19 protein-coding genes are annotated in these 26,175 nt (G+C 43.2%); 8 read left to right on the forward strand and 11 right to left on the reverse strand.

Features of this window, described 5'->3' with window-relative positions; all coding sequences use genetic code 11:
- Positions 1-106 precede the first annotated feature (106 nt).
- From QUB52_RS02260 to QUB52_RS02290, 7 genes are all read right to left on the reverse strand, one after another.
- Complete coding sequence (locus QUB52_RS02260) at positions 107-748, reverse strand: Uma2 family endonuclease (protein ID WP_265233611.1); 642 nt, start codon at positions 746-748, stop codon at positions 107-109.
- Positions 749-928: 180 nt separating this feature from the next.
- Complete coding sequence (locus tag QUB52_RS02265) at positions 929-2,776, reverse strand: tetratricopeptide repeat protein (RefSeq protein WP_332972287.1); 1,848 nt, start codon at positions 2,774-2,776, stop codon at positions 929-931.
- Positions 2,769-6,860 (reverse strand): tetratricopeptide repeat protein, encoded by a 4,092-nt coding sequence (locus QUB52_RS02270; protein WP_332972288.1) that lies wholly within the window; start codon positions 6,858-6,860, stop codon positions 2,769-2,771. The genes QUB52_RS02265 and QUB52_RS02270 overlap by 8 nt, the downstream gene beginning before the upstream one ends.
- Positions 6,861-6,884: 24 nt before the next feature.
- The gene (locus QUB52_RS02275; RefSeq protein ID WP_332972289.1) at positions 6,885-9,758 is read right to left on the reverse strand and encodes a tetratricopeptide repeat protein; all 2,874 of its coding nucleotides are present in this window, start codon (positions 9,756-9,758) and stop codon (positions 6,885-6,887) included.
- 436 nt (positions 9,759-10,194) lie between these two features.
- Entirely contained in the window at positions 10,195-11,046 is an 852-nt protein-coding gene (locus tag QUB52_RS02280) for a calcium-binding protein (protein ID WP_332972290.1), read from the reverse strand.
- Between the two features lie 601 nt (positions 11,047-11,647).
- Complete coding sequence (locus QUB52_RS02285) at positions 11,648-11,833, reverse strand: hypothetical protein (RefSeq protein WP_265233606.1); 186 nt, start codon at positions 11,831-11,833, stop codon at positions 11,648-11,650.
- A 265-nt stretch (positions 11,834-12,098) separates the two neighbouring features.
- A complete protein-coding gene (locus QUB52_RS02290; protein WP_332972291.1) occupies positions 12,099-12,287 on the reverse strand; it encodes a hypothetical protein in 189 nt (62 codons plus the stop codon).
- Positions 12,288-13,699: 1,412 nt separating this feature from the next.
- Between QUB52_RS02290 and QUB52_RS02295 the strand changes: the two genes are divergently transcribed.
- Both QUB52_RS02295 and QUB52_RS02300 read left to right on the forward strand, forming a co-directional pair.
- Positions 13,700-13,897 (forward strand): hypothetical protein, encoded by a 198-nt coding sequence (locus QUB52_RS02295; protein ID WP_265233604.1) that lies wholly within the window; start codon positions 13,700-13,702, stop codon positions 13,895-13,897.
- Positions 13,898-14,601: 704 nt separating this feature from the next.
- Positions 14,602-14,802 carry a hypothetical protein gene (locus QUB52_RS02300; RefSeq protein WP_265233603.1) on the forward strand — a complete coding sequence of 67 codons (201 nt, stop codon included), beginning with the start codon at positions 14,602-14,604 and terminating at the stop codon, positions 14,800-14,802.
- A 274-nt stretch (positions 14,803-15,076) separates the two neighbouring features.
- On the opposite strand, the gene QUB52_RS02305 is transcribed toward QUB52_RS02300, so the two are convergent.
- Positions 15,077-15,826, reverse strand: a complete 750-nt coding sequence (locus QUB52_RS02305; RefSeq protein ID WP_265233602.1) for a pentapeptide repeat-containing protein — start codon at positions 15,824-15,826, stop codon at positions 15,077-15,079.
- Positions 15,827-15,923: 97 nt separating this feature from the next.
- Positions 15,924-17,096 (reverse strand): RNA-guided endonuclease InsQ/TnpB family protein, encoded by a 1,173-nt coding sequence (locus QUB52_RS02310; protein ID WP_332972292.1) that lies wholly within the window; start codon positions 17,094-17,096, stop codon positions 15,924-15,926.
- 97 nt (positions 17,097-17,193) lie between these two features.
- Here QUB52_RS02310 and QUB52_RS02315 point away from each other — a divergent pair, with 97 nt between their 5' ends.
- Positions 17,194-17,706 (forward strand): phosphoribosyltransferase, encoded by a 513-nt coding sequence (locus QUB52_RS02315; RefSeq protein WP_332972293.1) that lies wholly within the window; start codon positions 17,194-17,196, stop codon positions 17,704-17,706.
- A 12-nt stretch (positions 17,707-17,718) separates the two neighbouring features.
- Here QUB52_RS02315 and QUB52_RS02320 read toward each other — a convergent pair whose 3' ends face one another.
- Together QUB52_RS02320 and dxr are read right to left on the reverse strand one after the other, a co-directional pair.
- Positions 17,719-18,393 (reverse strand): Uma2 family endonuclease, encoded by a 675-nt coding sequence (locus QUB52_RS02320; RefSeq protein WP_332972294.1) that lies wholly within the window; start codon positions 18,391-18,393, stop codon positions 17,719-17,721.
- Positions 18,394-18,616: 223 nt separating this feature from the next.
- Complete coding sequence (dxr, locus tag QUB52_RS02325) at positions 18,617-19,807, reverse strand: 1-deoxy-D-xylulose-5-phosphate reductoisomerase (protein ID WP_332967141.1); 1,191 nt, start codon at positions 19,805-19,807, stop codon at positions 18,617-18,619.
- A gap of 127 nt (positions 19,808-19,934) precedes the next feature.
- Here dxr and QUB52_RS02330 point away from each other — a divergent pair, with 127 nt between their 5' ends.
- The 5 genes from QUB52_RS02330 (at position 19,935) to QUB52_RS02350 (ending at position 26,125) form a co-directional block, all read left to right on the forward strand.
- A complete protein-coding gene (locus QUB52_RS02330) occupies positions 19,935-21,506 on the forward strand; it encodes a DUF2079 domain-containing protein (RefSeq protein ID WP_332972307.1) in 1,572 nt (523 codons plus the stop codon).
- 9 nt (positions 21,507-21,515) lie between these two features.
- Positions 21,516-23,081 (forward strand): DUF2079 domain-containing protein, encoded by a 1,566-nt coding sequence (locus tag QUB52_RS02335; RefSeq protein WP_332972295.1) that lies wholly within the window; start codon positions 21,516-21,518, stop codon positions 23,079-23,081.
- Positions 23,082-23,189: 108 nt separating this feature from the next.
- Positions 23,190-24,629, forward strand: coding sequence for a DUF2079 domain-containing protein (locus QUB52_RS02340; RefSeq protein WP_265233596.1), 1,440 nt, complete (start codon positions 23,190-23,192; stop codon positions 24,627-24,629).
- Positions 24,630-25,207: 578 nt separating this feature from the next.
- On the forward strand, positions 25,208-25,570 hold the full coding sequence (locus tag QUB52_RS02345) for a ferredoxin thioredoxin reductase catalytic beta subunit (protein WP_265233595.1): 363 nt from the start codon (positions 25,208-25,210) through the stop codon (positions 25,568-25,570).
- A 153-nt stretch (positions 25,571-25,723) separates the two neighbouring features.
- The gene (locus QUB52_RS02350; RefSeq protein WP_332972296.1) at positions 25,724-26,125 is read left to right on the forward strand and encodes a DUF309 domain-containing protein; all 402 of its coding nucleotides are present in this window, start codon (positions 25,724-25,726) and stop codon (positions 26,123-26,125) included.
- Positions 26,126-26,175: the final 50 nt, after the last annotated feature.

A 26,175-nucleotide genomic window follows, 5' to 3' on the forward strand; every position in this document is an offset into this window, starting at 1 on the left:
TGGGTTAAATTCCTTTGCTTACTATACCGTACTCATAACGAGTATGACTTGTCAAGGGGGGGCGGGTTTTTTATTGGAAGTTGGGGGCAAATTTAAAACTTGGTGTTTAAGTAGGTTGGCAATTTCGCCTCCATTCCTTCGCTGCTGCTAACGGCTGAGGATTTTTCACACATTCTGTCAAAACTTCTATATCAATTCCCGGCAGTAATTCACTTTTTGTAATTAATTCATAACCGCAGTTCGACACAAAATCAACCGGAATTTCTTCTCGCAAATGGTATATCGAAAATCTGTCATTTCGCCAGAACCAAACCTCTCGCACCTTCAACCTTCTATACAGTTCTAGTTTATTAATGCTACCGCTAGTAACAATTACTTCTATCACCAAATCTGGAAATTCTTTATCCGTGCCAATACAGTAAGCTTCATCCGGTTCCGTACCGCCACTTTTTTCCTCTTGTCGCAGAGTTGTAGACCCAAAAGGGAAATATTCGATGTCAGCTTCTACAAAATAAATTTCTAGCAGATTTCCAATGCGAGTTTTAGCATTTTCATGGCGACGAGAAGGTGACATAATTTCTAAAAGTCCATCTAAATAAGTAACTCGATATCCCGCAGCATCTCCTATCCGATTTAGCAGTGTCTCGTATTCTTCCCAGTTCACCCTATCCGTGATGTAGCGTTCTTCAGGATCTTGGCGTTGGAGTGCTTGTTCTTTAAGTAGCGTATCTAGCTCGATCGTCAGCATTGGTATTACCTCCTTACAAGTTGTTCTAATTTTAGCAGACGTACGGTTTCAACCGCGTCTACACAAACGATGTCCACTCCAAGCGGACTGAAGAAAATAACCTAATTTTAATCGCCTTTTATTCAACCTGCGGAGGCAGGTTTTGTTTGTATATGCGCGGTTTCAACCGTACGTCTTATCTTATTCCCAATCAAATCTCCTCCCCAAATACTCCTCTAGTTCCTGATTGTAAGGTTTAAAATAATCGCTCAATAGCTCGCGAACTGACTCATTTACCCGCTGATAAACACCAGGATTAGCATTTTGATACTCAGATAATTGATATTCCGGTAAATCTAAAAATGCTAAAACTTGCTGAACAGTTTCCCCTACATTTCCATAAAAATCTTCACTTTTTAAAATTAACAACTGTTCTGGGGGAAAGAAAGCCAGCCAATTTTTAATAAATTCTATATACCTGCCGCGAGCTAAATAATTGCCCGGTTCCTCGCCGATGATGTATTCTGGGTTTTGATTCAACCGTTCGATTTCGTCGCTAATTGCCCGATCGAGCGATCGCCCTTCCCAATTTAACTCCCTCAAGCGGTAGAAATGAGAAATCGCGCGATCGACCGGATTTCGCAACAGCACAATCAGTTTCGCCTCTGGACACGCGCTGTAGAATCGTTCCGGCGCTTCCCGACAGTCAAAATAGCTCGGACTTGCTTCACCCGTTACAAACTCCTCTCCCTCCGGCATTAGGGGAAAATGAGCCAAATACCAATCAATCCCTCTGTGAAAATGCCACGAGAAAAAATCCATCTCCTTTTTAATCGGAGTCAAAATTTGCGGATGTTCAGCTAAATAAGTGTAGAGAGAAGTCGTGCCACACCGCTGAGAACCAATAATTATAAACTTAGGAACTTTGACTGGTTTTAAGTTCCAATTTTGTGGAACAGGCATCTTGCCTGTCTCTGTATTTTGTGGAACAGGCATCTTGCCTATTCTCTTACTAAGAATAGATGCAAAAGTTTGTTTATAACTAACAGTTTTATAACAGCTAATCGCCTCAGAAATTTTGCCTTGTCTAGTCAAAACTTCCCCCAAATTCAAATAAGGCCAAAAAGCCTCCGGTTGAGCATCAACAACTTCGCGGCAGAAGTTTTCAACTTGATCCAACTTGTTTTGCTCAATCAAAACTTCCCACAAATTGTAATAAAACCACCAAGGAAGATCGGGATTTATTGCTATTGCTTGCAAAAAAGCCGCCGCCGCTTCCTCCCCATATTTTTGGTGGCTCAAAACAGCACCTAAATTGTAATAAGACCAGCAATCATCGGGTTTTTGGGCGACTGTGGCGCGGGCTGATGCTAATACGCTAACGCACTTTTCCTGCTGTTTCAACAACTGCTCTAATTCCGCTGAGACTACAGCACAATCTGGCACTCTTGTTAAAATAAAATTGTAAAGAATAATTGCGCTTTTTGGGCGATCGTACTTTGCTAAATTCTTACCTAACTGCAAATAAAACTCTACATTTTCCGGTGTAACTTGCAATTGACATTTTTCTAACACTGACTGTAAATCAGACTCTGTTTGTCCGAGACTATATCCCAACTTATCGTAAATTCCCGGCAAATTTCCATCAATTTCAATAGCTTGTAAATACGCAGCGATAGCTTCACCCGACTTTTTGAGTTTAGTCAAAGCCTCGGCTAAATTGTAAAAAGACCAAGCAAAATCTGAGTTCAGTGCAATCTCGCAGCGGTAAGCAGCGACAGCATCCTCCCAGCATTGCAGTTTTAGCAAAGCATCGCCCAAATTATGATAAGACCACGAAAAATCAGGATTTAACTCAACAGCTTTTCTGTAAGCAGCGACAGCATCCTCCCAGCGTTCGAGTTTCAACAAAACATCGCCCAAACTGTGATGAGACCAAGAAAAATCTGGGTTTAACTCAACAGCTTGTTTGTAAGCAGCAACAGCATCATTAAACTCACCGCTTTCTTGCAGGGAATTCCCCAACTGGTGGTAATCATCATTATTCATGCGAAACCCCTGCAATATTCATTAACTTCTCCAGCGAGTTCACATTCACCCGCATATCTTTATGTCCCTGGTATTTCTGAGTTAAGTCATCAAACAATTCAGCAATTAAATAGTAATGTTCCAACTCACACAAATTACTGATAGTCCAAAAGCAAGTTGGCACATAAATCGGAGAGAAAATCTCAATTACTTTAGTTCCCGGAGTGCAAAAAACTAGATTAGTCAATCCCCCTCCGTGAGGTGATACAACTACTTTAGCAGCAGCCAAACACGCGGCTTGTTCCCCTACCGACATAGTTTCCAGCTTGACTGTACGAAACCCAAACTTTTCTAAACAGCCGACAACCTCTTCCTCGTTGACTATTCGCCGATAGGATGCTTTTTCTCGGCTGATATAAATTTTTTCTGAATAATTTGTATTTGACGACTGCTGTTCATTTAAAAATATTCGTTTCAGATATTCACATTTCCATTTAGAGGTTCCAGAACCACCATCGCAAATTGACGGTACTATTAATTTATCCGCTGTAAAGTGTGGCTGATAGCGACTTTCTAAAATTTTATCTAGTGGAATTCCTAAAGTATTTAAACTTTCTTTTTCATAAGCCGAATCGCAAGCATTGATCGCAAACTTATCAATACTATCCATCAATCCACTGCGCTGCAAAAGATGGAACCGCGTCACCACATCAAACATCCAATGAAAATAAGCTGCGCCACCCCAGCGAGCCGACAAAAAAGCCACATTTCCCTCGATATGTTCGGCGGGAGGCAATTTGTCGGAAGTTATTACCAACTCAGGACAACCCATTGAAATATCGGCAACAAGTTTATTGTCTGAAGTAATGGCGCAGGTAGTAGCAATATCGGCCCAAGCTCGTCCGTTTGGTAGTACGGCAACAAAAGCTTTTTTTGTATAAAAAATTTCATCTTCCCAACATCTGTTATCGGTGTGGATTGTTTTGGAATCAGATAAATTGATTTGACTTGCAGGATAAATGTCAATGCAAGTAATGCTCGGATCTGACTCTGCTACAATTGCCAAATTGTCGGTAAATCCACAGTATTTTTTGAGAAAATTTAACGGCAACATTTTATAGCCAAATTTTATGATATCGGCTTCATCTACTTCTCCTTTTTGTTCCAAAGCATCAGCTATATGATAGTAAAGTCCAAATAAATCTGGTTTAATTTGCAGTGCTTGAACCAAATTAGATATTGCAGATTCCCACTGCTGTTTTGCCATGAAAGTCAAGCCCAATCCTTCGTAACACCAATAGGATTTTGGATCGAGATTGATGCCTTTTTCATAAATTGCGATCGCCCTTTCCAATTCCCCTTGATTCCGCAGCGCATCGCCCAGCTTTTTGTGCAGCCAACTCTCATCGGGTTCTAGCTCAACAGCACAGCCAAAAGCCACCGCCGCTTCCGACCAATTTTCTTGTTTTTCCAGAAGTTCTCCCAAACTATTGTACAACCAACAATCATCGGGATTTAATTCAATAGCTTTGCGGTAAGCATCCGCCGCTGCTTGCAAATTTTCCAGTGCAACCAAAGCCTTACCTAATCTATCGTAAGACCAACAAAAATCTGGTTCTAATTCAATCAACTTGCGGTAAGCAGCCGCCGCGTGCTCCCACTCAGAAAGCTCCATCAACGCATCGCCTAAATTATTGTAACTCCAACAAAAATCGGGATTTAACTCAATCGCTTTGCGGTAAGCAGCAGCGGCTTCCTCGTATTTTTCAGTTTTTTGTAAAATTTCCCCGAAAAAGTGGTAGGCCCAACTAAAATTAGGGTTGAGTGCGATCGCCCTTTCGTAAGCGGACACAGCTTCTTTCCACATCTCTTTTGCTTGCAAAACTTTACCCAACTTGTGGTAAATTAAATATTTGCCAGACTTAATTTTAATAGCTGTTTGATAGCGGGCGATCGACTCATCCAAATAACCCGCATCTGCCGCAATATCCCCCAACTTTTCCCAACCTTGAGACAAAAGTGCTTGCTCTTCCCCCAATTTTTTATTATCAGTTTTTTTGACAATCAGTTGATAGCCTTTATGCACTACTTCTAACTGACTTCCAAACATCTCCAAAAACAGATTTATCCCGATTTTAGTATCTTGCTCCGGGCTGTCGGGAAAGGTAAACTCGTAATCGTCAAAAATCATCAATCCGCCAACTTTCACCAACCTCCAAGATAAAATCGCATCTTGCAAAGCGCTGGTGGGTTTGTGACAGCCATCAACGTAAGCAACATCGTAATATTCTGAATCTAAATTCACTAATAATTCCTGAGAATAACCTTCCAATTCAATTACCTTCTCGGCTACTCCAGTTTTAGCAATATTCCCCTTAAAAGTTTGTTGAAAACACAAATCAATACAAGTAATTTTTGCCGTCGGATGAGTTAAAATATTATCCAGCAGCCAGCAAGCAGACATTCCCTGAAAACTGCCGATTTCCACAACTTTAAAATCTGCAATTCCCGCCAACTGCTGCAAGTGCCTTTGCCAAATAGGGATATTGTGGGTAAACCAATCTTGGGTAAATTGATAATCTTTCGCTGCACATTCAAGCCAACCCCTCAATTCGCTCGCTTTTTGGTGACAAATAATTGCTTCTTCCAATTCCCCTAATTGCGGTAAAATATTTCCTAAATCGTTGTAAGGCTGAGAATTTCTCGGAGAAATTTCAATTTGGCGGCGGTAAGTAGCAATTTGTGCGTACAACTCCTGTTGTTTCACCCGCACTTCCTTAAGTTGGGCGACAACTTCCGCAGCAGTTGGTTCAATCTGCACAGCCATGCTATAAAATACGATCGCACCTTCAAGCTGCTTCTGTTTCGCTAAACTATTACCTAAATTTATATAAAACTCCGCTCCATTTAACTCAATTCCCAGCAATTTGTGGTAATTATTCCCGCTGGCAAGTAGCTCAATACCTTGACAATAAACTGCGATTGTGCTATCTAAATCCGCGGCGCTGCGCTGCCGCAAAACATATCCCAACCTCTGATTAATTCCCATCAAATTCGGCTCAAGCTGAATCGCGTGGAGGTAAGCGCTAACAGCTTCATCCCAGGATTTTTCGCAGGTTAAGGCAATGCCCAAATTGCAATAAAACCAAGCAATATCTGGATTAATTGCAATGGCTTTGCGGTAGCAACTAATAGCTTCTTGCCACAGTTGTTTTTGAGCCAAAGCTTCCCCTAAAAAATTGTGTGCCCAATAGGAATTATCATTAATTGCCAGAGTCTGACGGTAACATTGAATTGCCACATCAAACTCGCGTTTCTGCACAAAAACATTGCCCAAACTAAGGTAAGCACGAGCGTAATTGGGATTGATTTCGACGCTTTTCCGGTAACAAGCGATCGCCCGATCGCCTTCTCCTCGCTCCGCCCAAGTTTGACCCAAACTGTGGTAAGATTCAAAAGACTCTGGATTGATGGCAATGGCTTGTCGGTAATTGGCGATCGCCTCATCCCACCGTTTCTCCCTGACCAGCATTTCCCCCAAATTGTGATAAGCTATGGCCAGGTTCGGGTTTAACCCAATTGCCCGCAAATAACACTCAGTAGCGCGATCGAACTTTCCCAATTCAACTAAACTATTTCCCAGAGTGACGTTTTCCTCAGCCGTTGCCCAATTCGGCTCGATCTTGAAAGCTTGATACCAAGATTCTGCGGCTTCTTCTCGCTTTTCCAATTGCATCCAGATTTTCGCCAACAGCCGATAAGCACCAGCAAAACTCGGTGCAAGGGCGATCGCTTTTTCACAACTGGCGATCGCCTTTTCCCACTGTTTTCCTTGAGAATACAAACTGCCGAGATTAGCATAAACTTCCGGCAAATTCGGATTGCGATCCAACGCCGCTTCATACCAATATTTAGCCTGCTCTATTTCACCTCGAACCTGCATTACCTTTCCCAGTGTCTGGCAAGCTGCCACCAAATTCGGTTCAATTTTCAGCGCTGACTCGCAAGCAGCAACTGCCTCATTCAACCTTCCTTCAGCTAAATAAACTTCTGCTTGCCGATTCAAATCAACCGCTGCTTTTTCCATCTTCTCAATCGAGGGCATAAATAAACTTACTCCAGACGCCAGCTAACCCAAACCCACCACTTCAACCATCTTTTTCAGCGAACTCAAGTTCACCAAAATGTCCTCAGTTAGCGAATTCTGATACATCAACTGTCTAATAGGATAGCATTCAAAAGCCTCGCCAGCCAAAAAGTAATGTTCCAACTGCAAATATTGACTACTTCCCCAGTAATAATGGCTGATATAGTGAGGCGACATCAACTCAATTACTTTAGTTCCAGATTTACAAAAAATCGTATTTGTCAAACCGCTACCGTGAGCAGCAACTATCACCTGAGCGTGATAAAAATGAGCAATTTGCTCAGTCAATGACATCGACTCAGGCAAAATAGAAACAAACCCAGATTCTGCCAAAACCTCAACCACATCTTCCTCGTTCAAAACTCTTCGATATCTCGCTTTGCTGCGGCTGATATAAATGCGTTTTGGATAACGAGCTTGAGGTATAATTCCCTTGAGAAACTCTCGCCTCAAAAAATCGATCGCCCATCCGGGTGGCCAGCCCAAATATCCCGCAAAAGAAGGTATAATTAACTCTGTTGCTTGAATGTGAGGAATGCGATCGCTCTCCAAAACCTTTTCATCGGGAATCCCCAGAATCCTGAGACTTTCCCGCTGAAATTCGTGCTGACAACTATTCACCAAAAACCAATCAATTTCCGCCAAATCCCTGCCGCTGCGCCGCAGCAATTCTATCCTCGGCAAAACGTCCACCATCCAGTGAAAATAGACATTTCCTGACAAACCAGAAAGCACCGCCACGCTACCGTGAATCTGCTTCAAAGGTGGAAAAGATTCTAAATTAAAAACGCTGTGTTTTCTAACATCATGTTTCTCGCATCCCGGCAACAAACCAGGATAATCTCTCGACACATCAGCCAACAAATAATTATCAGGAGTAATTACAGCAATCGCCTTACAAATTAGCCAATAATTTTGCTGCGGCACAATCCAAACTCGCCCGTCGGGAATCTGTGCCACAAAAGTTTTCGGGGCATCCACAGGTATCGGTTGCGAGTTAGATAAACGGCAAACTCCCCAACCCAAATGCACCGGATCGAACCACTTAGAAATTCTGTGCAAACACAGCCCGCAAGTTAGCCCACCACACTCGGAATTTACTTGCGAATTGGTTATAGAAAATTGGGAATTTGGAATATTTTCGGCACAGGCTTTTGGTGCGTGTTGCCAAACTATTTCCACATAATTGCCCGCATCCAATTTAGCATTAACTAGCCAATCCCAACTCGATAAATAAATCCCGTGAGGACATTCTAGAGAATTGCTATCTGGTGATATAAAATTCGAGTTTTTCCACTGTTTCGGCTCCCCATACCCTAGCAATTGCAACTCTAAAACTTGTTGATAATACTCGATCGCCCGTTCCCAATGTCCCTGTTTTTCGAGCAGTTTTGCCAACTCAAAATAAACCTGGGGTAAAGCAGGTTGAATTTTCAAAGCCATGCGGTAAACGGCAATTGCCGCACCCAAGCGCTGCTGCTGGGCTAAGCAATTTCCCAGCCGCCAGTAAATCTCTGTATTTTTCGGCTGAATTTGCAAAGCTTTTTGATAATAAGCAGCGGCTGATTCATATCCGCCGTACTCTGTTAAAGCATTCCCCAAATGCAGGTAAATTTCTGCTAAATTATCGCAAATTTCAGCAATTGGTAATGGGGCATCGGGCATTGGGCATTGGGCATTGGGCATTGGGCATTGGGCATTGGGAATAGTTTCTTTTTCTTCCTTCTTCCCTCTATCCTTTACATCCGTTACATCCGTTACATCCGTTACATCCGTTACATCCGTTACACAATCCGTTGCCGAACTTCCTTCTTCCTTCTTCTTTCCAGTTAATGCTTGCAAAAATCGATCGCACGCAGCGATCGCCCTTGACAATTCATCATCCTCTAAATTACCAACTTGCCGCCTTTCTTCCAAACGGCAGTAAGCCTCAACAAAATCGGGCTTCTGAGCTATCGCGTGCTTCAAATAAGGCATGGCTTCGGCAATCTTGCCCAAAACCATCAAAGAAAAGCCAGCGTCTGTATAACCCGAAATATGTTGGGGATTCAGCTCGACTACCCGATCGAAACAAGCAACCGCCGCCAAATGTTCCCCCTGCATTTGCCAAGCTTTCCCCAGATTGTAGTGAGCCAAAACCATGTCTGGTTCCAACTCGATCGCGCGACGGTAAGATGCGATCGCCCGATCGGGACTTTTCTCGTGGAACACCTGGCCCAAATTATTGTGCGGTGTCGCCCAATCCGGCTTAATCTCGATCGCCCGCTGGTAAATCTCGATCGCCTCAGCAGGGCGATCTTCCTTCAGCAAAATCACACCCAAATTGCTGTAAGCTTCCACATAATCGGGCTGGAGAGCGATCGCCTGACGGTAGCTATCAATTGCCGCTTCTAGCTGATTATTTTCATTTAAAACCACAGCCAGATTGAATACAGCAAGCAGATAATCTGGTTTTTGGGCGATCGCCTTTCGGTAACAGTCGATCGCCCCCAACAAATTACCCTGCTGGTGAAAAATATTTCCCAAATTATAATGAACTTCCGGCCAGTCTGGCTTCAAATCCAGAGCTTTCCCGTAGTGAAAAGCGGCCTCATCCAGCCAGCAATACTCGCTGTAAAGTTGACCCAAATAAGCATGAGCCAGCACAAACTTAGGCGAAATCTCCAAAGCTTGGACAAAAGCGTCTCTTGCCGCCGTCGGATCGCCACTCGCTTCGAGGATTTCGCCTAAAGTGGTGTAAGCTAGCGGCGAAAATGGCTGTAGTTCGATCGCCCTTTTGCAAAAATCGATCGCCTCAGTTAGCTTTCCCTGCTTCAAATAAACTTGGGCTTGCCGGATGTATTCTTGAGTGGTCATTGCTTGCGGTGCAGTTGCGGTTGCTTTACCGCTTCAGGGAAACTTATAACTTCTGATTTTAAAACTTTGATATTTTCAGACTATTTATATTTTAGGCGATCGGGATCACAATTTTTATTACCCGGAGATCCCCTCGCATCCCCCTTAAAAAGGCGAACTTTGATGAAGTTCTTGTCTCCCCCTTGTTAAAGAGGCTAGGGGGGATCTGGCTCGAACCCAAGGGTATTGATTTATATTTTAGGCGATCGAGCGATCGATTAATTTGATCAATAAATGTCGATCGATTTTTTTTAAATGCCCTGCTTCACTTGAGCCATTGAATATTTCAACCTCACCCCGCTGGTAGCAGAGTGAGGTTGAAATCCTTTCAAACTATCGGTTTTTGTAAGAACAGCCCCGGATAAAATCCGGTGCCGCCCCACAACGGCCAGTTGTTTTAGAACAACTCGAAGTTGTTCGAGGTAATCGTCAGACCAGGTGTCAGTTGAGCAACAGTTAGCACTCCGCCGGTACCGTTGAAGTACAACACACCGTTTGTTGGGTCGTAGACCAACTTGTTGGTGTTTATTCCGCTGGTAGATCCGGTGAAATTAGAAACCACGACAAACTCGGTGGCCTCGAAGGTGGTACCCAAACCACCCAACACACCGCCGGACTTCAATTTGATCTTATCTTCGGCAGGCGTAAAGTCAGTGATCGTGTCTACGCCGAAATCGCCGCCAAAACCACTGAAGTAGAACGTATCGCTGCCAGCACCGCCAGTCAGGACATCGCTGCCTCTGTCGCCAGAGATGAAGTCATTACCAGCACCGCCATCGACAGTATCATTGCCTTTACCGCCGTACAGCAGGTCGTTGCCGTCGCCGCCGCCGACGACATCGTTGCCCTCGCCACCAAAGACAGTATCGTTGCCAGATCCACCGAGTACGGTGTCGTTGCCTCTCTCTCCAGAAACCAAGTCATTCCCAGCACCGCCGTCGAGCAGGTCATTTCCTTTACCGCCAAAGATTCTGTCATCGCCGTCACCGCCAGAAACGACATCGTTGCCTGCCCCTGAAACGATAGCGTCGTTGCCAGGGCCGCCGCCGATACTGTCATTGCCACCACCGGAAAAAATGATGTCGTCTCCAGCGTTACCAGCAATGACATCATCGCCCCCAAAAGTCAGGATGATATCGTTTAGATTGCCTGCACTTAATCTGTTTGCGCCTCCGGTACCGACAACGCTTGAACCGCTAGCTCCAGGCAGAGAAACTGCTGGTTGTGTTGGATTAGTAACCTGTGTCATTTACACTCCTCCTAAAAGATTAATCACTTTTCTACAATACACTTTTCCCTCCAAAGGGATTCAATAAATCGAACCGGACATCGGTTGAGACCCTAATTGACCCGGCTGCTATAGGCTGTCATGTAATTTAATTTGTCAGCAGGGAGCCTGGAACCGCGAGTTGAATCTTGTATTCCTTGAGCAGCAAGTATCAGTTGTTTTCTGCCTTGGACTCTCGACTCCATCACTCCCTCCTATAACACGAAAATATTCCAGTTAACCGTTTGTGAGTCTACCATACGTACCTTGAGTGCGGCTAGTCATTTTTTAAACTGTAGCCAGAAATACACATAGACCATTTGTTAATGGGAGTATGTTCTCAAGATTGAGAACTTGCACCGCACTCCTTAGCAACTGTCGCCCGAAAGTTCGATCGCCCGTAATGGATCTTGAACTAAGTTGCGATTTTTTAGTGGACTCTGAATCACCAGACTTTTGAGTTGCTCTCATAGTTCCCCAGAAATCATTTTTTTTAGCCTAATTTCACAGCAAGCGCCGGCACGCTGCGGCCCACATTCAGTCAAACCCCGCTCCAACCCTGTCCTGGAGGCACTCTTGAGGCTCATCGCCTTAAATTTTTCCACCGATATTCCTCGCGCTCAACTGAGGATTTTCGCCAAACCCTCCGGTTTTTCAACAAAAACAGGTCATTTCCGCAAGGAGCAGCATCCATGCGGGCGATCGGACTATACAGCGCTTGTGCGATCGAGTGGGATTTCGGTTGAGTCGATCGAGTGGTACTGCACATAACTGAGAATAGGCTGCTGCGCGTCTTAATTGTCTGTCGCTTCCAGAAACAGTGTCAAACAGACAAATCTTTGACCAGCAGCCAAAGACTCTTGAGAATGTTTTTGATAGAAAAATAATTAATTTTTATATGAGTTTGATGGCAAAATTTAAATAAAAAAAATAATTTATCAGCAAATTTATTCTTGCTAATTATTAACTCCTAGAGCCTCATTAACAATTAGCAATTTTCCCGAAAATTGGTTGGCATTCATAGACAAGTTGTACTATTTTCCCACTATGTGTGCTGCTAAGTGATCTGTTGACCCGTTGGCATAGCTCTGGCTGTCGTAGCTGTAGATGTGAGCGTCACTTTGGAAAAGATAATTGATCGAAGTAGCTGCATAGTATGTCAGCGCTAGCAGCGACACTGCGTTAAGAATTCCATAAATTCGCTTCTCAGACATTTCGTTCATTTTCACTCCTACATTTTGTACAACTAGCAAATTTGGATGCTGTGACGGCACTTTTTTTGAGAAGTTCCCACAAATCCCGCACCAGATCAAAATTTGATCGATCGCCTTATGAACTCATGATGCCTCCCATAAAACAAGTCCTGCTTGAGATTAGCAATAGTTTTTGTTGGCCATTTAATTTTGAAGTCTCTGCCTTTAATTGTGCATCTAACTGTGGTAAGAGTTCGGCTATTTTTGCGAAATCGAACTCTACAATTGTCTGTTTAAGAGCTGCTGCAATTTACAAATATCTAGCGTCAAAAGCTTGCAGGGTAAAGAGTATAGCTTTTTGTCAAAAATAAGTAATGATTTTCCCAAATTCGATTAATAGTCCACAGCGGCCGGAAATAATCAAAAATATTAAGTTGTCAGCGGAACGCTGAAATATGTCTAAAGTGATACTTTTCCCAGCAACAGAACCTGTTAGATTGCCAATTAAGTTTGAGTTTGGTGGAGGTGGCAGATAATTTAGGATTGCAAAATTGTTGAGGTCGCTATCCGAAAATCTGGATTTGACACTTTTGACTGACACTTTTGACTGAGTGCCCCCCTTAAATCACGAAATGACAAAAGAAAAGTAGGCTTCAAAAAGTAGAAAGCAGAATTTGACATCGACAAAAAAATACTATTTTGAGATTCAGCATTTTTATTTTATTCTGCCTTTTAAGTGCGATTTTTGGTCATAAAACAAGATTATTTACTCGATGGGAGGAGCGATGAACGGCGGATAATTATGACAAAACAACTGAATGTACTTGAGTCAGTTATTCCCACTACGATTTATGAGAATTATTGTTCGGATTTTGCAGGTTTTTCAACCGACTTTTTGCTGGTAATTTGCAACAGTGATAGGGGTAGAACAATAGGCCAAACCAGGGGGCCGAGTAGTAAGGCTACCCAAGAGAGTAAGTCTTTTTTGGATGTGGAAGTATCGTTCCAAAAAACAATGAACCAAACAACAAAAACGATTAAAGAAACCGAAAAGTAGCCAATAACGATCATTCTTTTACCTGCCTGCCTATAGATGGGATCGAAATATTGATAATTTATTGTATCTCAGGCTGTGGCTCGCCGATCGCAACTGGATGCCTCGGCTACAGTTGAAAACGAACAGTTTCACGCCTCCAGCCGTCAACAATGGCGCTCAAAGTCTTGCAATCAGAAGTTTTCGAGGTTTCGTCTAGCCTTAAGGCTACCGCCACAATCACAGCAAATGCGATCGAGGTCTCTCATTCTATGTGATTTAACTCACGTATACCCCAGACTTAGATCGCAAGTCGAGCTCAGAAAGATCACACAGCTTAGCCGACGGCAATCACCCTACTCTGTTCTCAAATGCTCGATATTAGAGTAGTTGAGTTCAACGAAATTTCATGCAAGTTCTGAATTTAAAATCCGATCGCACGATCGCTGAACTATTCTATCAAATCACGCATTCAGGCAATTTGACTCGTACCGAAAGTCACGGACTGCGCGCACTCTGCGAAAGCGCTCTCACCGAAGACGATCGAGATTCAGTCAACCGCCTACTTCACGCCATCCGTCGCGGATGGGTCAGGATTTCCGATTAGTACCCTCAGACAGCAAGTTTAGATCAGTAGTTCCACCCTGTCTGGTATAGAGTTTTGCCCGCAATCAGATTTCCGTGAGTAGGTCGCTCCATTAACCCTCTCATAAAAAAAATTATGCTGCGATCGTGGCGATCGAACCCGGTTTCTTGAAGAAGTCGGGATTTTTGATCTTAAACCGTCAGCAGTCAGCAGTCATTAAGTAGATCCACGGAAAAAAACCACACCAAGACACGCAGTAAATGGAACCAAAACCGGATGTCTGAAGACAGTAAAAATTTTATGTTTAATTAAGGCGATCGATTTAATTAGCAGTCATTGGTGAGCAGATATTAAGTAATCTATTATGAGATAAGTATTAATTGATGTGTCAGATTATAGCCTTTCGAGCTCTCATATTAGGTACGCGAACGGCATAGGGCATAGGGCATAGGGCATAGAGCATAGGGCATAGCTCACCACGCTTGAGAACCGCTATATATTAACAAAGACTACAGATATCGCAGTTGCCAAAAGCGAGGAATCGGGACGGAGTTTTTGTTTCGAGTTGCTCTCTCGATCGAGGAAACATCCGCTCCCCCAATTCGGTTGACACAAATCACAAATTAAGATCCAACAGATCACATTTACTCACCTATTTAAATCACATAAATATTCATAAAATTAGTCAATAATGTCAAATGTCAGTTAAATGAACAAAAAAAGCAATGATGACCCAAACGTTTTTACCTCAATTTACTATTGCAGAGCTAGTGTTTCAGGTATATCACTCCGGTCTGCTGACTCCCACTCACCGACAACAGCTCAAGACAGCGCTGTTAAATGACAGTCTTACCGAAGAAGATCAAACAGCCATCAACCGCTTGCTTCACGCCGTTCGCCGGGGCTGGCTGAAAGTTGTAGATTAAATCGTGACCCAAAAATATTTGCCACTTCTCTGGAAATGCACTGTCAATCAATTTTAGATTTTAGATTTTAGATTTAATCAACAGATGAATCTGGAGATTGAACTTTTATCTAAAATTTTTGACTATCCACAACGAATATCGGGCGCTTTTATCCATTTTTGGGCGGAGTCATCAGAAGGCAGAATTAAATCGCCTCAATAAAATCTGGAATTAAGCTAAATGTAGGGTGCATCACCAGCACCCTGCGGTTTCAACTTCTGTTTTGCCAGCTTATTTACTCAGAAATTTTGCCATCTGGCATCATCGCCTCTCTCAGATTCGCCTCGTTCAAATTTGTCCCACGCAAATTGGCTTGATGCAAGTTTGCTCCCCGGAGATTTGCTCCCTTAAGGGAAACTCCACTCAAATCTGCTAGATGCAGATTTGCACAACTCAAGTTAGCTCCGCTTAAATTGGCTCCCTTCAAATCGGCTTTTTCGAGATTTGCTTCTGTCAAATTTGCCCAACTCAAATTTGCTTGAGCTAAATTAGCATTGCTCAAGTCAGCTTGTGTTAAGTTGGCGTCGGTTAAATTTGCTTTGCTGAGGTTGATTCCGCAAAGTTTGACTTCGCTCAAGTTGGCACCTTGCAAGTTAGCGTTTACTGCATAAACTTGCATCAAAATTGCCCGCTGAAGATTGGCATCTCTGATGTCTGCACCTCTGAGACTCGCCCCCGTTAAATCGGCTCCGCTGAGCACGGCACTCCGCAAGATGGCTCCGCTTAAATTCGCTCCCACCGCCTCGCATTCGCCGAAATTAGCGGACATGAGGTTGGCTTGGGAGAGGTCGGCTTGGCTGATATCTGCTTGATACAGATTGGCTCTGTAGAGCGTGATGCCGATCGAATTTGCACCTGTTAAACTAGCTCCAGTCAGGTCTATATCGCGCAAATTTGTCCTTGAAATATTGATCCCAGCCAAGTCTACGGTACGAAAAACCCGTTCTCCGGCTGCATACCGTCTGAGAAGTTCATCTGCATTCATGTCATTTTCCCCAAAATATTGAATAATATCATTGATATTTCAATAATATTAGGCTTGACATCCACCCCGTCAAACAAGGTACGGGGATTCCCAATCATCACTGATTAGGTTTCTGCTTCGTAGCACCAGCCTTCCGAGATTTACTCTCTTGGGGTCTTACAGTTGCTCCACAGACTGACACGGCTAGCCCAGCCGCCAAAATGTTTTTTGCAGCGTTGATATCTCGGTCATGGTTTGTCCCACATTTAGGACATTCCCATTCCCGAATATTCAGCGGTAATTTATCTACAATATACCCGCAGTTTCCACAACGCTTAGAACTGGGAAACCAGCGGTCTATCTTTATTAGCTCTCGACCGTACCACTCGCATTTGTACGCCAACTGGCGAATTAGTTCGCTCCAACTAGCATCACTGATCGCCATAGCTAATTTATGGTTTTTCACCATATTCTTGATAGCTAAATCCTCAACTACAATCGTTTGGTTTTCACGAATTAGTTGAGTTGTTAATTTATGTAGAAAATCTTGACGCGCATCGGTGATCTGTGCATAGATGTTTGCTACTTGTACCCGCGCTTTTTGCCTGTTGTTACTACCCTTTTGCTTACGGGCTAACGCTTTCTGTTTCCTTTTCAACTTCTTGCGAAGTTTTTTAAAGTGCTTAGGATTGGCGATTTTATCGCCATCGCTAGTAGCAATTAGGCTGGTTATTCCTACATCCAATCCAATAGATTTATCTATCTTCGGAAGTGGCTTGATTGTATAGTCGTCTACAAGTATGGAGACAAACCAGCGTCCAGCAGGTGTCAACTTAACCGTAATGGTAGACGGAATGCACCCTTCGGGAATTTGTTTGCTCCAACGAATTGGCAATGGAGTAGTGCATTTAGCTAAAAATACCTGTCCATCTTTCCATCGGAAAGCTGACTTGCTGAATTCAGCACTGCCACCGTTATGCTTCTTCTTGAAGTTAGGATATCTAGCGCGACCCGCAAAGAAGTTGCTAAACGCTGCTTGAAGGTGTCTGAGTCCTTGTTGCAAAGGTACGCAGCTAACTTCATTCAAAAAATCAAGCTCTTCCTCTTTCTTCCAATTCGTCAGCATAGAGGAGGTTTGGCTGTAGCCAACTTTCTCTTGATGCTCGTACCACGCGATTGTGCGAGCAGCCAAAGCCTTGTTGTACACTAACCGTGTACACCCCATTGTCCGTCGCAAGAGATTTTCTTGCTCAGTAGTGGGATAGAATCGGTAGCGGTAGGCTTTTTCCATTCTCACACGTTAACACATTTTCTGTGATATTGTTGGTTTGAGGCAAGTCTTTTTGTAAAGCCGTCCTTTTAGGACGGGGTTTCTACCCATTTTTTTGATGAGCGACCTTTACGTTTCTTGGTCAGAGTACCATCGCAAAATTGAGGATTTGGCTGTAAAAATTGATGAATCTCAATGGAAATTCGATCGCATTGTCTGTTTGGCGAGGGGAGGGCTGCGCGTCGGCGATACTCTGTCGCGGATTTTCGACAAACCTCTGGCGATTTTAGCGGCCTCGTCATACAGTGGGGCGGAGGGAAAAGTTCGGCGGGCGATCGAGTTTGCGCCTAATTTGACAATGGTGGGCGATAATTTGGGCAGCCGCATCCTGCTAGTTGACGATTTGGTAGATTCGGGAATTAGTTTGGAACAAGGTATCGGTTGGCTGCAAAATCGCTACGGCGAGGATATTCACGAAATTCGGACTGCTGTGCTTTGGTACAAGGCTTGTTCTGTTGCTAAGCCCGATTATTATGTAGATTATTTGGCGGATAATCCTTGGATTCACCAACCTTTTGAAATGTACGAAAAAATGAGTGTGGCTGATTTGGCAGCGAAAGTGGGGAGTTAGTGAAACCCGCTGCTACGAGTCTTTGATTTGTAGTTGCTCTTTTACCCAAGCTCGAAATGCTCTGATTGTTGGGCTTCTGCCTTGGGTGTTGCTGTGATCGACATATTGAGGAATTACATCAATAATGGGAAAGTCGGGGAAATTTGGGCTGGTATCAGACTCAAAATATTTTCCGTCTTGGAGCAGATAGATTTTCAGGATTCGCCCGTCATATCTCCAAAGTTCCGGCACTTTCAAAGCTTGATAGCTGCTCAAACTGGTTTGTGAGGAGTTGTCAATCTCGATCGCCAAATCGGGAGGCGGATCTACTGTTAAATCTATTCTATCCTTACCTCGAATAGCAGCTTCGTGCTGAATGTAGAAACAATCATCAGGTTCTACGCCGCTTTGCATCTCTTTGCTTTTGAACGTAGTAGAACCTAAAACATCACAATCAATATTAAGTTCTTCCAGCAGTAACTTAACAAAGTCACCAATTAGTGATTTAGCTTTTTCATCTTCTAGTAGTAGCCTCCTGATTTCCAGTGATTCTTTATAATAAGTAAGTCGAAGTGCGTAACCTTCCCCTAACTCGTCTAGGATAGCTTCGTACATTTCCCAGCTAACGTTTTGTAACTTTATTTTATTTCCTGGTGGAATAATTAGTTGATTTAGCTCAAATACTGTTGGTTTGGTTTCTGTTTGCATCGGTTGCTTCCAAGAATGGGAGTCATAGCTCTATTTTATCAAGGGATTCAAGAAAAATAGAATACGGCGGTTGAAACCGCGCCGACAAAAACGAATTCCGCCTCCGCGGAATGAAGAAATAAATGAAAAAAATCACGTAATTTTCACCATCTTATCTTCAACCCGCTTGGAGTGGGTTTTGTTTATATAAACGCGGTTTTAACCGTACGTCTGCATCTTAGAATTAGCGAATCGAAAGAATACGATCGCCCAATTCGACACTTCCAGCCAAAACTTCCAGCCGCGCCCACTGATCCGCAGCCAAAATATCCTCTAAACCAGGACTTTCACAGTTATCAGCTTGATGTTTGTCGCACACATTCTCAATCAACTTCGGAATATCCAAAAATTGAATTCTTTCATCCAAAAATAGCGCTACAGCCTGTTCATTTGCCGCATTCAGCACCGCAGGCATCGAGCCGCCTGCACGTCCCGCCGCATAAGCCAACTGCATACAAGGATACTTTTCGTGGTCTGGTTCTCGGAAAGTCAAATCCCCGGATTTTACCAAATCTAGTCGCGGCCAATCTGTATGAATTCGCTCCGGCCAAGACAAAGCATAAAGCAGCGGCAATCGCATATCCGGCCAGCCCAATTGCGCCAAAACAGACGTATCTTGCAGCTCAATTAATGAGTGAATTATGCTCTGGGGATGGATGACAATATCAATGTCGTCATAATCCAGGCCGAACAAGTAATGAGCTTCAATTACTTCTAATCCTTTATTCATCAAAGTAGCAGAATCAATGGTGATTTTCTGCCCCATCGACCAATTCGGATGTTTTAAGGCATCGGCGACTGTTACTCCTGCTAATTTGTCAATCGGCAAATCTCGAAAAGAACCACCCGAAGCTGTGAGAATAATTCGGCGTAAACCTCCATCTGGTATACCTTGGAGGCATTGAAAAATTGCCGAATGTTCCGAGTCTGCCGGCAATACTTTAACCCCGTATTTTTCGACTAAGGGGTTGACAACGGGGCCGCCGGCGATTAATGTTTCTTTATTCGCTAAGGCAATATCTTTGCCTGCTTTGATAGCGGCAATTGTTGGCAGCAAACCGGCACAGCCAACTATGCCCGTGACGACGGCTTCAGCGTCGCCGTATTTGGCAACTTCGACAACGCCTGACTCGCCAACAAGTAAAATAGGTTGAGGGTCGATATCTGCGATCGCCTCTTGTAATTCTTGTAGTTTATCTTCGTCGCAAATCGCGACAATTTCGGGTCTAAACTGGCGAATTTGCTGTGCGAGTAACGTGATATTTCGTCCGGCAGTTAACCCGACAATCCGAAATTGTTCCGGGTATTGAGCTACAATATCCAGAGTTTGAGTACCGATGGAGCCTGTGGAGCCGAGAAGAGTTATTGCTTTCACAATTTTTTAAGGTTTTGTGGATTATTCTAATATTACGATTAGTGGAACTCAAATTAGCGGTTAGCTATTGCGTGGCAAGCACATTTGAAGGAATCATATTTTGAGTCGTCAGCTAGTGCCAGATTTCATGGAGAATGGGAAAAATTTTGCTGATGACCGTGAGGAGATCGGCGTTGGAATCACGGATAATATAGAAGAAGGTCGATCGCACTTACCGTCGAGTTTGGTTTTGGCGATCGCGATTGCTGCAATAATTTTCTTTTTGTCTAGCAGTTTACGGCACGCCTTATTCCAATCAACAGCCTTCGATTTGGGGATTTTTGACCAAGCAATTTACTTAATCTCCCAAAACCAAACACCTTTTTCTTCTTTGATGGAGATGCACATTTTGGGAGATCACGCAGCGGTAATCTATTATCCGCTGGCTTTGCTGTACAAAATTTACCCGGATGTGCATTGGCTGCTGTTAGTACAAGCAGTTGCTTTATCGCTAGGGGCTTTGCCTAGCTGGAGTTTAGCGCGTTTAGCCGGCTTAAATCAAGTACAATCCCGTGCGATCGCCATAATTTATTTGCTCTATCCGGTAGTATTCAACATCAACTTATTTGATTTTCACCCGGAAGTGATCGCTTTACCCGCACTGTTAGCAGCAATTTTGGCAGCGCGCCTCAATAAAATCCTGTGGTTTTGTACCGCCATTCTGTTAGTGTTGAGTTGCAAGGCTGTTTTGTCCATAACCGTTGCTGCCATTGGTTTCTGGCTGTTTTTCTGCGAAAAAAAGCAACGGTTTGGGGCGATCGCACTTTTGCTCGGTGTAGCATGGTTTTTGATAGCCTCCCAAAAAATCATCCCCTACTTTAGCGGTAGCGAAGTCGCAGGAGTCGGGCGCTACAGCTATTTAGGCAAATCCGTACTAGAAATCATCATCAACCTCATATTAAAACCCCAGCTAGTATTAGGAAAAATCCTTTCATTCGACGCATTCAAATACTTATTCATCCTCACCTTACCCGTATTTTGGCTGTTACTGCCATTCTCCCCAAAAATCAACCTTAAATATTTAACAGCCCTAATTCCTGCAATCCCTACCTTAATTATCAACATCCTCTCCGACTTGCCATTTCAACGCAGCTTAGCCTATCAATATTCAGTGCCAATCATTCCTTTTTTAATCTTAGCAATCATCGCCAAAGCAGCAGTAATAAAAAACGCAGATCAAGCTACATCGCTAAATACAGAAAAGATTCACTCACCTAAAACCGCAAATATACAATTTAAAAACATCCAAATCCCGCAACTGTGGCGGGGAATGCAATTACCCAAAGCAATGATAATTTGGTCATTAATAATTTTCCTATTACTGGGAGAATCCAAAGACTTTATTCTGTACGCAAATAGACTAGATACCTGGCAAGCCACACGGGAAGCAATCGCAGAAGTTAAACCCCAAAGCAGTATTTTAACAGATAATAGACTTGCCCCTCACTTTGCCCACCGCCCCATAGTCAAATTACTTTCACAAATTTCACCCCAAACAAATTTAGCTGAATTTAAATACATATTATTAAATCTTCGCCATCCCTGGCCCGATACAGAAAAAACTGGTAACACCTTAGCAACTCAACTTAAAAACAATCCCACTTTTAAATTAACTTATCAAAAAAACGAAGTTCTACTATTTAAACGCATCGCCGATTAAACAAATAAAATGCTAACTTTACAATCTCCAAAATCCCATCCAGTATTTTTAATGATTGTCGTAACAACGATAATCTTATTTACCGCCAGTAGCGTGCGCCACGCCTTGTTTCATTCCACTGCATACGACTTAGCCATTTTTGACCAAGCAATTTACTTGATTTCTAAAAATCAAACCCCATTTTCCTCATTAATGGGAATTAATATTTTAGGTGATCATACGGCGTTTATTTTCTATCCGCTAGCTTTACTTTACAAAATATATCCCGATGTGCACTGGCTGTTATTCGTGCAAGCTTTTGCCCTAGCTTTAGGTGCTTGGCCTAGCTGGAGTTTAGCACGTCAAGCGGGATTAAATGAACCAAGGGCGATCGCACTTGCCGCCGTATATCTGCTTTATCCCGTAGTATTTAACGTCAATCTGTTCGACTTCCACCCCGAAGTAATTGCCTTACCCGCAATTTTAGCAGCAATCCTAGCCGCCAGACTCAATCAAACATTGTGGTTTTGTGCAGCCATCATCTTAATTTTAAGCTGCAAAGCCGTGCTATCTTTGACAGTTTTGATGATGGGTGTTTGGCTATTTTTCTTTGAAAAAAACCGCAAGTGTGGACTCATCGCTATATTTCTCGGTGCAGCTTGGTTTTTGATAGCCACTCAAGCAATCGTACCGTACTTTAATCAAGGCAAACAACACGCAGGTGTCGGGCGCTATCACTATTTAGGAAACTCGGTTTTGGAAATTGCGATAAATTTAATTGTCAAACCTCATCTAGTAGCAAGCCGATTTTTTTCGACTGATACTTTGGGATATTTAATTTTGTTATTTTTGCCTGTAATCTGGTGGATTTCCCCGCGCCAACTGTCGCCATTAATTAGTGCTTTACCCATGCTATTCATGAATATTCTCTCTGATATTGAAGCTCAGCGAGATTTGATTCATCAATATTCTGTGCCAATATTTCCGTTTTTATTAACTGCTGTAATTTCCACGGTAGCAGACAGACAGAAAAGAGGCAATAATTTTTGGAAAAATGCCCAGAATTATCTATGGAATCACCGCCACTTGATGCCGCAAATTTTGAAGCCAGTATCGCAACGCATTTCTATTAAATCTGTTAAACATATCTGGATGCGCCACCTTTCGATTCGCCGCAGTTGGAGGTGGGGGAAATTGCTGTTGGCTAATTTGTCAAAATTGTTAATTTTGTGGTCGCTTTTGAGTTTTTTGATTTTGGCAAAATACGGCTATTTTGGGACAATTTATTTAGAGTCTCTCGATACTTGGCAAGCGACGCGACAGGCAATTAATTTAGTGCAAACTCAAGGCAATGTTTTAACAGATAATTCCCTAGCAACTCATCTCGCTCACCGTTCAACAATTAAATTGCTGCATCAAGTTGCCAACGGACAAAGTTTGAATGAATTTGAGTATGTACTATTAAATATGCGCCATCCTTGGCACGATACTGCGGATACTGCTGTCAGTGTCGTCGCTAAACTTAAAAATTCTCCTGAATTTAAGATCAGCTATCAGCAAGACGATGTTTTGTTATTTCAAAGAAAGCGCAATTAGTATGATAATAATAATTGATATTGAGTCTGGTGAATTAACCGTAATTCCTGTAGGTGCCGGTTCACCATTGTCTTTGATCAAGTGCATCAATCCAATAAACCCGCCCCTATGAACAATTTTAAGCTAAAGTATCATCCAGTAATTTGGCAAATCACCCTTTTCGCCCTAATATTTTTCCTATGTAGCAGTGTACGCCACGCCCTGTTTGAATCCAACGCTTTTGAACTGGGAATTTACGACCAAGTAGCGTATCTAATCAGTCAAGGACAAACGCCGTTTTCCTCATTTCTCGAAATTCACCACCTGGGAAATCACGCGGCTGGGGTGATGTATCCCGTGGCTTTGCTTTACAAAATCTATCCCGATGTTCATTGGCTGTTGTTAGTGCAAGCCGTAGCTCTATCATCCGGTGCTTTGCCAGTTTGGAGTTTGGCCAGTCAAGCCGGATTAAAGAATAGTATAGCTTGGGCGATCGCCTGTATCTACCTTTTCTATCCCTTAGTCTTCAATGTCAACCTCTTCGACTTCCACCCAGAAGTAATTGCCTTACCCGCACTGCTAGCAGCAATCCTAGCCGCGCGGCTGAATAAAACTCTGTGGTTTTGTGCTGCCATCGTCTTAGTTTTGAGCTGCAAAGCCGTGCTATCTTTAACTGTGGCTGCGATGGGATTGTGGCTTTTGTGTTTTGATAAAAAACGCAATTGCGGACTCATAGCTCTATTTCTCGGCGTGGGTTGGTTCCTGGTAGTTACTCAGGGAGTTATACCGTATTTCAATCAGGGAAGAGAACACGCGGGAATCGGGCGATATCAATATTTAGGAAACTCGGTTTTAGAAATAGCTGTTAATTTAATCTTGAAACCAAATCTGATTTTAGGGCGGATTTTTTCTGGTGATACTTTTGAATATTTAGCATTATTGATATTGCCTGTAATTTGGTGGCTTTCGCCACGGCATCTGACAGCTTTAATTAGTGCGGTTCCGATGTTGACGATGAATATTCTTTCTGATATCCCGGCTCAACGAGATTTGATTCATCAATATTCTATTCCGATATTGCCGTTTTTGTTGGTTGCCGTAATTTCCAGTTTAGCAGCGAGGAATCAGCACCAGGGAAAGATAATATTTGATAGATTGCCAATTCCTAAGTATCCATTGCCGAGAGTGATTGTAATTTGGTCGTTGATTGGTTTCTTGGCTTTGGCAAAATACGGCTATTTTTGGACTATTTATGTAGATTCTCTGGATACCTTGCCGGCTAGCAGAGAAGCAATTGCTCTCGTTAACACAAAAGGCAGTGTGTTAACAACTTCTCACATGGCTCCGCAGTTAACGCACCGCCCTGTAGTACGCTTAACTCAGGCTCAGACGCCTCCTCCAAATCTCGCAGAGTTTGAGTATGTCTTGCTTAATCTGAGGTATCCTGGCTGGATGAGCGATCGAGCTTTTGTACAAAACCTAGTAACTCAACTCGCCAACAATCCCCAATTTCAACTCAAATATCAGCGGGATGACATTTATTTATTTGTCCAAAAAGCAAACAAATAAATCATCTTCTCTTCTTTCGCGCCCTTTGCGCCTAAGCGCTTCGTAACATAAATCTCATTCACAAATCAATTTCAAATCAATCCTCCGCTTTCAAAGCTCTTATTGCAAACTTCAATTAAGTTTTTAGCGTGCAAACCAATAGTTTACTGCGCCTAGAGGTAGCTAGCAGCGCGGGAGGTGGATTTTAACATTAATCTGACCAAAGTACAGTCAGCGAGCAAAATCAGCCGGGAGGGAGGAGATTTTGGTGGCCGGTGGGATCCGGGGAAATTGCCATCAGATGCTGGTCACAAGGACAGGGCTGTGCTATATTATCTCATTTATATCCGCTGTGGGGGATGATTGATAAGGGCGCGCGATCGCCCCAATCTATGAGACCGCTGCAAAAACCAGGACAGCCGCCAGTTTCCCGAACCGAGACGGATGCGTGAAAAATCGCTAAAAAACCGACAACCTAAAACTCAATTTTTGTCAAGATTTTGCTCCTTGTAAGTAAACAGAAATATCAAGTGTTTAAAATCACATTCTGCGCTACAATTGTCAAAAGCTCGTAGCATCCTCAACTCCGATCCTGAACTATGAACACAACAGAAAAATCTAAACTCTCCAACGAAAAAACCTTGGAGGCAATGAAGAATTTCTCCGAAACCTACGCCAAGCGCACGGGCACTTACTTTTGTTCCGAGCCTTCAGTCACTGCTGTCGTCATAGAAGGACTAGCAAAACATAAGGACGAACTAGGCGCTCCCCTATGCCCTTGTCGCCATTACGAAGATAAAGAAGCCGAAGTCAAAGCCGCCTACTGGAACTGTCCTTGCATTCCCATGCGCGAGCGGAAAGAATGTCACTGTATGTTATTTCTGACGCCAGATAACGATTTCGCTGGAACTAATCAGGAAATTGGCATGGATCAGCTTCAAGCTGTCAGAGAGACTATGTAATCGTTTAAGTAGGCGGTCGTGAATTTGCCGTAGTTTTGAAAACTGGTCGTGATTATTCCTATTTTTAAGACTTAGCTATTAATAAAAACCGATCGCCGCCTACTCAAACACGAATTCCGAATCCCCAATCCCCAATCCCCAATCTCCAATCGCATGACAGAGGAAATGCCGATCGAGTTTTGGCAAGGTATCGAACAATTTAACAGCCAAGATTTTTACGCTTGTCACGATACATTAGAGGCTTTGTGGATGGAATCGGGCGAACCCGACAAAAGGTTTTATCAGGGAATATTACAAATTGCCGTCGCGCTTTATCACTTAAGCAATCAAAACTGGCGCGGTGCAGTAATATTGCTGGGCGAAGGCATAAATCGGCTCAGTTATTATCAGCCGAGTTATGCCGGAATTGCTGTTGAAGATTTGGTCGGACAAAGTGCTAAACTTTTGAACACTTTGCAACAAGCTGGCCCGGAAAAAGTAGCAGAATTTGTGCCGTTATTAAAAGGGGGCGAAGTTGCAGATTTGCAACCGCCGCGAATTGAATTATCAAAGTAGAAGGTGAAACCCGATCGCGATAGCGATGCGGAGCGTGGCAATTTATTGCG

The organism is Microcoleus sp. A6-C6 (assembly GCF_036705955.1).
Taxonomy (GTDB): Bacteria; Cyanobacteriota; Cyanobacteriia; order Cyanobacteriales; family Microcoleaceae; genus Microcoleus.